The organism is Coleofasciculus sp. (genome assembly GCF_046565525.1).
Lineage (GTDB): Bacteria > Cyanobacteriota > Cyanobacteriia > Cyanobacteriales > Coleofasciculaceae > Coleofasciculus.
The window spans coordinates 1-13,129 of sequence record NZ_JBKHUP010000100.1; the positions used below are offsets into that span (position 1 = coordinate 1).

11 protein-coding genes are annotated in these 13,129 nt (G+C 45.9%); 8 read left to right on the forward strand and 3 right to left on the reverse strand.

Annotated elements, in window-relative coordinates; translation table 11 throughout:
• Positions 1-243: 243 nt before the first annotated feature.
• Both ACLGGO_RS27750 and ACLGGO_RS27755 read right to left on the reverse strand, forming a co-directional pair.
• Positions 244-450: a helix-turn-helix domain-containing protein gene (locus tag ACLGGO_RS27750; RefSeq protein ID WP_446421717.1), complete on the reverse strand. Its 207-nt coding sequence runs from the start codon at positions 448-450 to the stop codon at positions 244-246.
• Between the two features lie 171 nt (positions 451-621).
• A complete protein-coding gene (locus ACLGGO_RS27755; protein WP_446421718.1) occupies positions 622-1,659 on the reverse strand; it encodes an NADP(H)-dependent aldo-keto reductase in 1,038 nt (345 codons plus the stop codon).
• A 167-nt stretch (positions 1,660-1,826) separates the two neighbouring features.
• On the opposite strand from ACLGGO_RS27755, the gene ACLGGO_RS27760 reads away from it, so the two are divergent.
• Entirely contained in the window at positions 1,827-2,711 is an 885-nt protein-coding gene (locus ACLGGO_RS27760; protein WP_446421719.1) for a sulfotransferase family protein, read from the forward strand.
• Between the two features lie 217 nt (positions 2,712-2,928).
• On the opposite strand, the gene ACLGGO_RS27765 is transcribed toward ACLGGO_RS27760, so the two are convergent.
• Positions 2,929-3,516, reverse strand: a complete 588-nt coding sequence (locus ACLGGO_RS27765; RefSeq protein WP_446421720.1) for an EI24 domain-containing protein — start codon at positions 3,514-3,516, stop codon at positions 2,929-2,931.
• Positions 3,517-3,552: 36 nt separating this feature from the next.
• Between ACLGGO_RS27765 and ACLGGO_RS27770 the strand changes: the two genes are divergently transcribed.
• The 7 genes from ACLGGO_RS27770 (at position 3,553) to sppA (ending at position 13,066) form a co-directional block, all read left to right on the forward strand.
• On the forward strand, positions 3,553-3,936 hold the full coding sequence (locus tag ACLGGO_RS27770) for a hypothetical protein (protein ID WP_446337918.1): 384 nt from the start codon (positions 3,553-3,555) through the stop codon (positions 3,934-3,936).
• A gap of 229 nt (positions 3,937-4,165) precedes the next feature.
• The gene (locus ACLGGO_RS27775) at positions 4,166-4,459 is read left to right on the forward strand and encodes a DUF433 domain-containing protein (protein WP_446337917.1); all 294 of its coding nucleotides are present in this window, start codon (positions 4,166-4,168) and stop codon (positions 4,457-4,459) included.
• Positions 4,456-4,623, forward strand: a complete 168-nt coding sequence (locus tag ACLGGO_RS27780; protein ID WP_446337916.1) for a hypothetical protein — start codon at positions 4,456-4,458, stop codon at positions 4,621-4,623. The genes ACLGGO_RS27775 and ACLGGO_RS27780 overlap by 4 nt, the downstream gene beginning before the upstream one ends.
• A 183-nt stretch (positions 4,624-4,806) precedes the next feature.
• Positions 4,807-8,391 (forward strand): methionine synthase, encoded by a 3,585-nt coding sequence (gene metH, locus ACLGGO_RS27785; protein ID WP_446421721.1) that lies wholly within the window; start codon positions 4,807-4,809, stop codon positions 8,389-8,391.
• Positions 8,392-8,540: 149 nt separating this feature from the next.
• On the forward strand, positions 8,541-9,329 hold the full coding sequence (locus tag ACLGGO_RS27790) for a hypothetical protein (protein ID WP_446421722.1): 789 nt from the start codon (positions 8,541-8,543) through the stop codon (positions 9,327-9,329).
• A 202-nt stretch (positions 9,330-9,531) separates the two neighbouring features.
• Complete coding sequence (locus tag ACLGGO_RS27795) at positions 9,532-11,892, forward strand: caspase family protein (protein WP_446421723.1); 2,361 nt, start codon at positions 9,532-9,534, stop codon at positions 11,890-11,892.
• 214 nt (positions 11,893-12,106) lie between these two features.
• Positions 12,107-13,066: a signal peptide peptidase SppA gene (gene sppA / locus ACLGGO_RS27800; RefSeq protein ID WP_446421724.1), complete on the forward strand. Its 960-nt coding sequence runs from the start codon at positions 12,107-12,109 to the stop codon at positions 13,064-13,066.
• Positions 13,067-13,129 lie beyond the last annotated feature (63 nt).

Sequence of the window (13,129 nt, forward strand, 5' to 3'; positions counted from 1 at the left end):
TGTGGTTTTCCTTCTTTCCTGGTCGAAACCTGCTTATTCCAGTATTGATTAAATGCTTTCATGGCACGGGCATCAATCTTGACCCTTTTAAATAACTAGGTGGCTTAGGCTTATTTGGTAATTGCCCTTTGAACCAAAGCTTACGCAACCCCTTGTATGATTTGAAGGATTCAGCAACACTCAATAGCGTTTGCTGTACTCCCCTAGGTTTCTTTTTCTTAGCCATTGCCGAACTACGCTCTCTTACACTTGTACTCCCTCAACATCGTCTTTCTCCCACTCAATCTCTATTAGTTCACTAATACTCCTGAGTCCAAAATATTTGCAGAGCGTCTTGACTGTGTGGTTGTCGATCCGATCAAAGTGGTTTCGACACAACTTACCTACGGTCGTGGGGCTTAATCCCGTTTGAGCCGCTAAAGTTTTTTGATTTAAGCTTTTCTGTTCCATTAACTAGGCGACTTCAGTCGCTACCGCGCATTCCTCTCCGGTCTAAAGCTTGCCCTCGAGCGAAGCGAAGGGACACGGAGTTTCCTGCGACGGAGAATGTCTTATGAATGGACGTGAAGGAATAGAGCAGGGGGGTGAGGGGTCTGACCCCTGAGAAAGCCAGCAGTATCCTTAAGGGGTAGGATTCGGATAGCGGGCGTGAATGGCATTAATTTCTGCCAAGATATCCTGATCCAATGTCACCTCAGCCGCACTCAGATTTTCCTTAAGTTGTTCGATGGTGGTTGCACCGATAATCGTACTGGTGACAAACCAACGCGATCGCACAAATGCCAAGGCTAACTGGGCTGGCGTCAAATTCTGCTTATGGGCAATTTCCACATACTCCTTCACGGCTTCGGTGAGATTGGGTTTCTCATACCGCCTACCAAATCCTTGAAATAGGGCTAGCCGTGACTTTTCCGGGATACCGTTGAGATATTTACCCGTCAGCAAGCCAAAGGCTAGGGGACTGTACGCTAGCAACCCAACTTGATTAAATCGACAGGCTTCCGCTAGGTGAATATCAAAGATGCGGTTAACTAAGCTGTAGGCATTTTGAATCGACACCACTTTGGGTAATCCTAGCTGCTTGGCAACATGGCAAAACTCACACACACCCCAAGGGGTTTCATTACTCAACCCCAAATAGCGAATTTTCCCGGCTTTGATGAAGCCTGCGAATACCTCCAGTTGTTCAGCAATCGGTACAGTATCCCGTTCGTGCTTGGGATCGTAATCGGGGGCGCCAAACAAGGGAACATAGCGATCGGGCCAATGGATTTGATAGAGGTCAATATAATCAGTACGCAGGCGCTTAAGACTATCTTCTAGTGCTTGTTCAATATTCGGGCGGTCAATTCGGTGGTTTTCTCCCCGAATCCAGCTTATCCGAGACCCAGGACCGGCAATTTTGGTCGCCACAATTAGCTGATCGCGCTGCTGCTTAACTAACCACTCGCCAATATACTCCTCCGTCTTCCCCTGAGTTTCCGCCCGTCCCGGTACGGGATACATTTCTGCTGTGTCAATAAAGTTAACACCTTGGGAAATCGCATAGTCTAATTGCTCTGTGGCATCTTCTATAGTATTCTGCTGACCATAGGTCATGGTTCCTAGACAAATTTCTGAAACCCGTAGGTTGCTCTCCCCCAGTTGTTTGTACTCCATACCTGATTATTAAATAATTGTCATCCTTCTATATTAATACAAAATATTAAAACGCTATTCCACTCAAGGAATTATTAATTTTTCTTGAATTTAGGTTAAATCTTAATTAACATATATTAATATTCTATTATTATCAGATCGAATAAAAATACTCAAAGGTTAACGCCATGCCTATTGTTACAGCCCTTCGTTCTTTTTTGAACAATCCCCAAGCTATTCCTAAAAATATTTTTCTGCGCCTACCTAAAACGATTTCTCATGAACCCCATATTTTTGTATTTGGTGCGCCTCGAAGTGGAACAACCTTGATGAAATTAATTTTAGGCGCTCATCCTAACTTGAGTAGTTTTGGTTATGAAACTGGCTTGTTTATGTACCGGGATATTTATGGATTTACTTATGAAAGATTTACCGCTACAGAAATAGCCGATTTAATTGAACAGTCCCAAGATATTGTGCAATTTTACGATAAATTCACTCAACATATCACTCAACAAACAGGAGGTCAGCGTTTTATTGAAAAAACTCCCCAGCATGTTTTGAGGCTGAAGTTTTTATTAAAGCACTTTCCCAACGCCAAGTTTATTAATATATTCCGCGATGGTCGAGACGGCTATTGTTCAGCACGTCATCACCAAAACGTTCCCCAAGGAAAGAGTATCGTCCGTTATGCTTACTACTGGAAAAAATGTATAAATGCGAGACTAAGACAGGGCGAGAATGAAAATATTTTTGACGTTAAGTATGAAGAATTAACGAATGACCCGGAACAGGTAGTTAGACAAATTATGAATTTTATTGGAGAAAAGTATGATTCCAGACAGATCAATCCTAAATACTATTCCCAGAACACAATTACTCAAGATACTCGCCAAGAGTTTCGTAAATTATCCAAATCCATTGATCAGTCGAGTCAAGGGCGCTGGAAAAAAGAGTTAACTGAATCAGAGATAAAGCAGTTTCATGAAATCGCAGGTCGAGAATTAGAAATACTCGGCTATATTAAGGAGGGTTTAAAGGTGGGTACAGACCATTTATTGAACAGTCACTGACTTATAGCAAAAGGCAGAAGGCTCCAAGGGCATAATTTATTGTTGTATTGGTATCGATAAATACAGCGTTATCGACCTCACTCGTCATACATATCCTCACGTCTTAGAGAAAGGTTAGGGGGTCAAGAACCAACACTAATCACAGGAAAATTTAATGGAGGATGTTTCGTTTGGACGCCGGGGAGGATGTCAATAAATTAATCAGACTTGGGCTTTGCTAGAGACTGAGGTAACTTAGGTAATACGCGATCGCAAAAAAACAGCGTCCCGGATGCGACACAAAGGGGAATAGTAACAAGACGCCAACGCTGATTCCTAATACCAGCTTCTTTAACTCAAATAAAATCGCCCGCCCAATATCCTGGATAAATCCCACCTCTACGGTATGAATTTGACCCGTGCGGATTTCTTCTAACTGTTCCGATAGTTGACCATACCACGGCGCACCCAGTAATACGCCAAACTGGACGAGCAAAAATCCAGTGATCAGCAGTAACCCAATCACCAAGATAAAATCCAGCAACCAGTTGATCCCCGTCGCCAAGACGCCTAGGAAACTCAGCCAAGGGGGAAGACTCGCGATCGCATTATTCAACCATTGCGATAAACTGAGCGTAATACTCTCAACCTGTTGCCAACCCAACACCAGTAATCCGGCATACAGGGCAATACCGATGAACACATTCACCAGAATAGGAGTAATCATGTACCCCCACAGACGTGGTGTGCGTCGGAAAACTGCCAACACCCGCAATGGGTAAGTTGCTCCCGTCACGAATCCAAATCCACTCAGTAGTCTTAACATCGTTGTTTGCCTAATTCTTCCCTATCGACGTTCAGAATGAAACCCAAATTTAAAACAACCCAAGCTTGGCAACAAGCGGGACTATTAATGCAACCCGCCTTAATCCGCATTGTTGATCATATTCGCAAGCAGCTTGAGGTGACCACCTGGAAAGCCACATACAAGGATGTGCAGACGCCGATACCCGGTCATGAGGTATGTTTAGAAAAACCTGATTATTCAACCTGTATTAACTTGTGGGAGTTATGCTTTAAAGTCTGTTTTCAGGAGTACGCCCCGGTTCATGCTGAAGTAGAAAGCCAAGAGGTTGAGATTGATACCAGCCTAATTGATGAAGACGGTGAAGTGGATTGGCATTCTCTGGATACTAAAGCGCAAAAGGTGATTGAGCAAGTATTTGCTGAGTTTGCAGCGGCGTGATAACTTGCCGATGTCTGACTTTTCACGGCAAATAATTTTGACCCATATCTTTAATGAATTGATGCTCAGGTACTAATACAAAATATGAGAAAAAGGGGGAGGTGGCGATCGCGCACTTTTCATTCTAAAGCTTCAGAGCGTGGGATCACCTTTGAGGCTGAGCGTCGCTCAATTGCACTCAATGATAGCTCAACAAGTTAGGATGAGAATAAAATTCACCAAGTCGATTATGCAAACCTTGACTGACATTGGAACGCTGATTGTTTGCACAACGGGAACCTGTGGGGGGCGTCCCCGAATAGCAGGTACTCGGATCACGGTTCAGTACATTATCAATGAGATTAGGGCAGGTGTGACTCCTGAAGAAATACTGGAAAATAAACCACACCTAACTCTTGGTGCAATTTATGCAGCTATAGCTCACTACTACGCCAATAAAGAATTTCTTGATGTGGAATTTGCTGCTTATAATCAAGAATGCGCTCGCCTCGAAGCCGAATATTTAGCGGGAAGGCGATCATGAGTCAGATTGGTTTCTATCTGGATGAAGACACTATTAACGCGGCGTTGGTCAAAGCTTTGCGGAATGCTAATCTAAATGTTGTCACAGTTGCAGATGCTGGCAGATTGGGGTATCCCGATGAAGCGCAACTGATATTTCTGAGTGCTTACATCGAAAGGGTTTGAAAATGGAATTCGCGTCCAAGAGCTTTTAGTCCGTAGAGGCAAAGTAGAGTATGGATTGGTCTAATCGTGCGATCGCGCCCCAAGTCTTAGCCTAAGATCACTGTATGATCGCAATTGTATTAGTTGTGTGTAGTCATACATTGCACCTACACTAATATCTATATCCAGATTGCCCAGACAGTTATGAACAGCCCCTTCCTAACTCGCCTCCATAGTCCCCAACGCCCGGTTCTCGTCTTCGATGGCGCCATGGGAACCAACCTCCAAACCCAAAACCTCACCGCAGCAGACTTTGGTGGGGCAAAGTATGAAGGATGTAATGAGTATCTGGTTCACACCAAACCCGAAGCCGTGGCGACGGTTCATCGCCGTTTCTTGGAAGCGGGGGCGGATGTGATTGAGACGGATACCTTTGGTGGGGCTTCGATTGTTCTGGCAGAATATGATTTAGCCGATCAAGCCTATTCTCTGAATAAAGCGGCGGCTGAACTGGCAAAAGGGGTGGCGGCTTCATTCTCGACTCCAGAAAAACCCCGATTTGTCGCGGGTTCTATGGGACCGACAACGAAACTCCCCACACTGGGACATATTGATTTTGACACGATGCAAGCTACCTTTGCTGAACAAGCCGAAGGACTCTATGACGGCGGTGTAGATTTATTTATTATCGAAACCTGTCAGGATGTGCTACAAATTAAAGCCGCCTTGAATGGGGTTGAAGAAGTCTTTCGTAAAAAAGGGGAACGCCGCCCGATTATGGTATCGGTAACCGTGGAAGTTCAGGGGACTATGCTAGTCGGAACCGAAATTGGCGCGGCGCTGGCAATTTTGGAACGCTATCCCATTGATATTCTCGGTCTAAACTGCGCCACAGGACCCGATCGCATGAAGGATCATATAAAATATCTGTCCCAGCATTCGCCGTTTGTGGTGTCTTGTATCCCGAATGCGGGGTTACCGGAAAATGTCGGGGGACAAGCCCATTATAAATTGACGCCGATGGAACTGCGGATGGCGTTAATGCATTTTATTGAAGACTTGGGTGTACAGGTAATTGGGGGCTGTTGCGGTACTCGCCCGGAACATATCCAACAATTAGCCGAAATTGCCCAAACCCTGACGCCAAAAGAACGTCATCCAGAGTACGAACCCGCCGCCGCATCGATTTACTCAACCCAACCCTATGAGCAGGATAACTCATTCCTAATTGTTGGAGAACGGTTAAATGCCAGTGGGTCGAAAAAATGTCGCACTCTACTCAATAATGAAGACTGGGATGGATTAGTTTCCTTAGCTAGGGCGCAGGTACGCGAAGGCGCCCATATCCTGGATGTGAATGTGGATTATGTGGGACGGGATGGGGTGCATGATATGCACGAATTGGTATCCCGTTTAGTAACCAATGTTACTTTACCCCTGATGCTAGACTCCACGGAATGGGAAAAGATGGAGGCGGGGTTAAAAGTCGCGGGGGGGAAATGTATCCTCAATTCCACGAACTATGAAGATGGGGAGGAACGTTTCCTGAAAGTTTTGGAGTTAGCCAAAACGTATGGGGCGGGTGTGATTGTCGGTACAATTGACGAAGAGGGGATGGCGAGAACCGCCGACCGAAAATTCGCGATCGCGCAACGGGCGTATCGTCAAGCTATAGAGTATGGGATTCCACCCCATGAGATCTTTTTTGACCCCCTAGCTTTACCGATTTCGACAGGGATTGAAGAAGACAGAAGCAACGGGAAAGCGACGATTGAATCGATTCGGCGGATGCGTCAAGAACTACCCGGATGTCATATTATTCTCGGTGTTTCTAATATCTCCTTTGGACTCAATCCCGCCGCCCGGGTGGTATTGAACTCCATGTTTTTGCATGAAGCCATGGCGGTGGGGTTAGATGCGGCGATTGTTAGCGCCAGTAAGATATTACCGCTAGCGAAAATTGAACCTGAACATCAAGAGATTTGCCAAAAACTGATTTATGATCAACGCGAGTTTGATGGAGATATTTGCACCTATGATCCCTTAGGGGAGATTACCCAGCTATTTGAAGGCAAAACCACGAAGCGCGATCGCACCGTGGATGAGAATCTGCCGATTGAGGAACGACTCAAGCGTCACATTATCGACGGGGAAAGGATTGGCTTGGACGATAGTCTGGCTAAAGCCTTAGAAATTTATCCGCCTTTAGAGATTATCAATACGTTTCTCTTAGATGGGATGAAAGTGGTTGGCGAACTCTTTGGTTCCGGACAAATGCAACTCCCCTTTGTCTTGCAATCCGCCGAAACCATGAAAGCGGCGGTGGCGTATTTAGAACCGTACATGGAAAAAGAAGACGGGGAAAATAATGCCAAGGGAATCATGGTGATTGCTACGGTGAAAGGGGATGTTCACGATATTGGTAAAAATCTGGTGGATATCATCCTCACCAATAATGGGTATAAGGTGGTGAATCTGGGAATTAAGCAGTCCGTAGACAATATTATTGAGGCGTATAAAGAACATAATGCCGATTGTATTGCCATGAGTGGGCTTCTGGTGAAATCCACGGCATTTATGAAAGATAACCTGGAGACGTTTAATGAACAGGGAATCACCGTACCCGTAATTTTAGGGGGTGCAGCCTTGACGCCGAAGTTTGTCTATGAAGATTGTCAGAATACCTATCAAGGGAAAGTGGTTTATGGCAAAGATGCTTTCTCAGACTTACACTTCATGGATAAACTCATGCCCGCTAAAGCTGGTGAAAAGTGGGATGATTTAAAAGGCTTCTTAGATGAAGTGACGACGGATGAAGTCCCGGATGAAACCGATGAGTCATCGGAAAACGGCAAATCAGATAAACAGAAGAAAACCAAGAAGTCATCGGCGAAAAAATCCGTTCCAGAGGTGGAAGACACTCGCCGTTCCGAACATATTACCTTAGAGATTAATCGCCCAACGCCGCCCTTCTGGGGAAGTCGTATCTTGCAACCGGAAGATATTCCCATGGATGAGGCATTGTGGTATCTGGATTTGCAGGCGCTAATTGCCGGACAATGGCAGTTCCGCAAACCGAAAGACCAATCTCGTCAGGAGTATAATCAGTTTCTAGAAGAAACGGTTTATCCGATTCTCGGCGACTGGAAACAGCGGGTTGTAGCGGAGAACTTATTGCATCCGCAAATAATTTATGGGTATTTTCCTTGTCAATCTGAAGGAAATTCTCTGCATCTATTTGATCCAGAGATGATGAATCAAGAGAGTGAGAACCATCCAGAGAAATGGGAACCCATTGCCACATTTAAGTTCCCGCGACAAAAATCGGGACGGCGTCTATGTATTGCTGATTTCTTTGCGCCTAAAGATTCGGGAATTATCGATGTATTCCCGATGCAGGCGGTAACGGTGGGGGAAGTTGCGACTAAATACGCCAAGCAGCTATTTGAATCGGATCAATATACTGATTATCTCTACTATCACGGTTTCGCGGTGCAAATGGCAGAAGCCTTAGCCGAATGGACACACGCCCGGATTCGCCGGGAGTTAGGATTGGCGAGTGAGGAACCAGATACAATTCGGGATATATTAGCGCAACGGTATCAAGGTTCACGATACAGTTTCGGCTATCCGGCTTGTCCTAATATACAGGATCAATACAAGCAACTGGAGTTTTTGGGGTGCGATCGGATCAACCTGTACATGGACGAAAGTGAACAATTGTATCCAGAACAATCGACAACCGCGATCGTTACTTATCATCCCGTAGCGAAATATTTCAGTGCTTAATGTTTGCCATGGAACCTCTATGCCGTTGTTCAAGGCATTAAGATTTATATGGTTTAAACTAAAAACTGCTGTGTTCAAGATATCCTAGGCTTTATCTAGAGAAAAATTAGTCTGCTCGTTGACTAATTCCGGGTAAAGGCAGGAAGCGCATGGATATCGTAGAGTACAATCGCCTCAAACTGACTATCCGACATCAACCTTTGTTACTGTGGCTTTTGAGTTGTATTCTCGCCGCCGTCGGAGTCGGGGTAATTTCCTTTCAAAGTGGGTCAACCTTAACCTGTCAGCGAGGGGCAAAAACAGGCAGTTGTGAATTAGTTAAGTCAGGGTTAGTCGGCTCAGAGGTTAGAACTATTCCTTTAGAGAGTTTACGAGATGTCAGTCTTGATCTCAATCTGAAGAATGATAGTAATGATACTTATCGGGTTGTCCTGTTGACGGGAAGCGAAGAAATTCCCTTCACCTCGCATTACAGCGCCGATAGTAATCAGCAAGAGTCTATTGCTTTTGAAATTAATGCCTTTATTATAAATCAAAACCAGGCATCCCTGAACGTTCAGCAAGACGATCGCTGGTTTAGTTATGTGTTTGGCAGTTTATTGATCGGGGTGGGGTTGTTCGTAGCGGTGCATAAGGGGAAAGTCGTTACCTTGAGCTTTGATAAAGTGCGCGATCGCATGATGCTAAAGCAACGGGGTTTGCTCAATGGTACAACCATAGAACTCCCCCTTGCCGAGATTGTTGATGTAACGATAGAAACGATTAGAGATGCCAAAGATCGCCAGATAGAGCGAGTGGCTCTGGTTTTGGATTCGGGTAAGCATTTAGCCATAACCCCCGATGCTGATCCGTTCTGGGACTACAAAAAAGTGGCTCACTGCATTCGCGTCTTTCTGAATCTCAACTCGGAGTCGTCTCGAAAGACGCCACAGATCTGAGCAATGTAGAGACGTAGCATGCTACGTCTGCCATGGCACGTCTGGGAGATGAGGGCGGGTTTTGAACCAACGTTATCATCAATAGCTGGCGCAAAGTCCCTAAACCCGCCCCTACACACTTGAAAACTCAAAACTTTCTAGCAACGCGCTAACCTATTCCTGGTAGGCTGATAGCTGAGATTAACAGCGTAGATGGGCTAATATGGGACTGAATCGGCGGACTTTCCTGCAAAAAGCTGGCTTGGGGCTGGCAGCACTGGGAGTCAGTGAAACGGTACTATCACTCCTTGGTGATAAGAGTTTAGCCGTGCCTCTGTTGGAGCGTTATTTTCAGGTGCTGGCACAACCGGGTGGACGTAAGTTGGCACTCCTGGTGGGAATCAATGAGTATCCGCGCACGACAGCTTTGGCAGGGTGCGTGACGGATGTGGAGTTGCAACGAGAACTGTTAATTCATCGGTTTGGGTTCAATGCGAACGATATCGTGACGCTGACGAATAGCCAAGCCACTCGTGAGACGATTGAAACGGCGTTTATTGAACATCTGACCAAACAAGCCGAGGCGGGTGATGTCGTTGTCTTCCACTTCAGTGGTTATGGTAGCCAGGTGCAGATGCCTCAGCAGGAGGCGACAGCAGACCCTTCAGTAGGCTTACAGAACAGTTTTGTACCCGTTGATGGGATATTACCCACAAAAGGCGAACCCGTCGCTAATGATTTTTTAGCCGAAACCTTGGCGTTGCTGTTGCGATCGCTAAAGACGGATCAGGTGACGACAGTTCTAGATACCAGTCATACGCAAGCGGTGAATGTCTTCAAAGGGAGTCTAAAAGTCCGCTCTTCTCCCCGCAAATCCGCCCCAGCGCCTAATCCCGATGAACTGGCGTTTCAAGAGCAACTGGTGCAGCGGATCAAAGCCTTATCCAAACCATGGAAATTACTAGATAAATCCATGGAAATGCCGGGACTGGTGTTAGCGGCGGCGGGTTCGTCTCAACCCGCAACCGAGGTGCAGTGGAATGGCTTTAGTGCGGGTTTATTTACCTATGCTCTAACTCAGCATCTCTGGCAAGCCACTGCTGCAACCAGTGTTCAGATTAGCGTGAGTCGAACGGCTGGGATTGTGAATCAATTCGTTGGCAATAATCAACAGCCACAGTTAATCGGTCAAAAGAGTCAAAATTCCTTGCTTGCCTATTACTTATCTCCCAATCCCCCCTTAGGGGCAGATGGAGTCGTTACGGCGATTGAAGAGAATGGTAAGGTGGCACAGCTATGGTTAGCGGGATTACCTGCACCCGTGCTGGAGTACTATAGTCCCAATTCGGTTCTAGAGTTGCTCAATGAGAAACTGTTAAGTTTACCACCGTCGCAATCAGACAAGTCTCCAGCTACGGATAACCCCGCCCAACCTGCCCCTAAATCGGTGCAACTCCAACTGCGATCCAAAGACGGGTTAACCGCCAAGGCACGTATACTGAGTGGGAATAGCGGGGAAAATGTTCAACCGCAAGTCGGTCAATTGGTACGCGAACGGATTAGAGTATTGCCCCGGAATTTGGGTTTGACTATTGCCCTAGATACTCACTTAGAACGCATTGAACGGGTGGATGCAACCAGTGCCTTTGCCAGTATTCCTTCAGTGTCTTCAGTTGTGGTTGCTGGGGAACAAACGGCGGATTATTTGTTTGGCAGAGGGAAAAAACAGGCAACAGAAACCTCGGAACCGAAGTTTAAAGGAGGCTATGGACTCTTTTCGATTGTCCGTAACCCAATTCCTAATAGTCTGGGCGAGGAGGCTGAGGCAGTTAAATCAGCCGTTAATCGCTTAAGTGGCAAATTTAAAACCTTATTGGCAATGAAATGGCTACGGTTGAGTGCGAATGAAGGCTCCTCGCGCCTTGGAATTCGGGCGTCCCTAGAAATGATCGCCCCGGAAACTAAGACAATCATTTCTAGGGAAACCTGGCGCACTGCTTCCGGGTTGAGTACCGATCAAACCAAGAAAAATGCGGGTAATGCAGTGCCATCTGTGGGATCAGCAACAATGCCAAGGTTACCGATTGGCAGTCGGGTGCAGTATCGCCTAGAGAATTATAGCGATCGCCCTTTGTATTTCCTGCTATTGGGTTTGGAAAGTAGCGGCAGTGCGATCGCGTTTTATCAGCAAAACCCTTCCCCAGAAGGATTAGAGTCAGAAAAAAATTCCCCACTGATCAGTGGCGCGATTAAACCGGGAGAAACTCTGATTCTGCCCAAACCATCGGCATCTTTTAATTGGACGGTTCCAGGTCCTGTGGGCGTGACGGAAATGCAACTGATTTGCAGCCCTTCTCCGTTCAAAGGCGCGATCGCAGCATTAGAATCAGCCATGCGTCCGAAGGGAGAGGGAGAACGAGTTGGCGATTTGTTTAATCCCCTAGAAGTCACACGGGCGATTCTACAAGACTTGCATCAAGCGAGTAGCATTACTCCAGATAAGTTTGGTATCGGTTCTGATATGTATGCATTGGATGTGAATGCTTGGGCAACCTTGAGTTTTAATTATCAAGTGGTTTCATGATTTGTCATTGGTCATTGGTCATTTGTCAAGGGTTTGAGGGCGATTTACAGAACTTGATACAGTACCGTTTTATTTTGTCCGACTACTTAGAACTTTTCCACAATCAACAATCAACAGTTAATCTCTGTCGAATGATAGATTTATTCTAAATCAGCTTAGTGGATGATAACGGTAAATTCCTATATTCAGTGAAGTCTTTCCCGAGGAACTACTCGTGCGCCAGGATCGAATTCTTGCCTTAGTGTTGATTATTATTTGCGTCGTGGTGGCATTGGGGAATTGGTTAGGAGGCGGTACTCCCCGTCCGGAACAGGTAGGTTCGGGTAGAGGTATTCGCACCAGGGGTCAGGCAGATGTAGCTCTTCTGGAAGTCTATGGTATGATCAGCGACCAACCGACAACCACGCCATTTGCTACAAACGATACCTCAAATTCTAATGCGTTGATTAAAGCGATTCGCCAAGCTCGCAATGATCAGGTAAAGGCAATTCTACTGCATATTAATAGTCCAGGTGGAACTCCGGCAGCATCGCAAGCGATTTACAATGAGCTGATGCGAACCCGTGAGGAAACTGATATTAAAATTATTGCCAGTATGGGTGATGTTGCTGCGTCTGGCGCTTATTATGTCGCCAGTGCTGCCCATCATATTGTTGCCAATCCCGCATCGGTAACGGGTTCAATCGGGGTAATTGTTCGCACCCAAAATGTTTCGCCCTTGTTGGATAATATTGGCGTGCAAACCGATAATATTAAAAGCGGTCAATATAAAGATATACTCTCTCCATTTCGAGAGACAACATCAGACGAACGGCAAATCGTGCAAGGGATTGTTATGGACTCCTATCAGCAATTCCTGGATGCCATTGTCGCTGCTCGGGAAATCTCGATGGAGCAGTTAAAACCGCTAGCAGATGGGCGAGTTTTTACCGGGAGAGGCGCTAAGGAACTCAATTTAGTCGATTCCTTGGGGAACTCCTATGATGCTCTGCAAAAAACGGCGGAGTTAGCGAATATCCAAGGCGAACCGAAAGTCCGCAATTATACTTCAGGATTTTTGCAACAACCGTTTGATATGTTGTTCTCGTCTTTTTGGCAGCAGTTGATTCCAGGGTATCAAACGATTCGTCAGCGGATTGACTGGAACAAATTACCGTTACTGGTGATGGAATAGTTTGTTTTTGACTTTGTACAGACGTTCCGCCGGAACGTCTCTACTAATTTTGACCGCTAACTG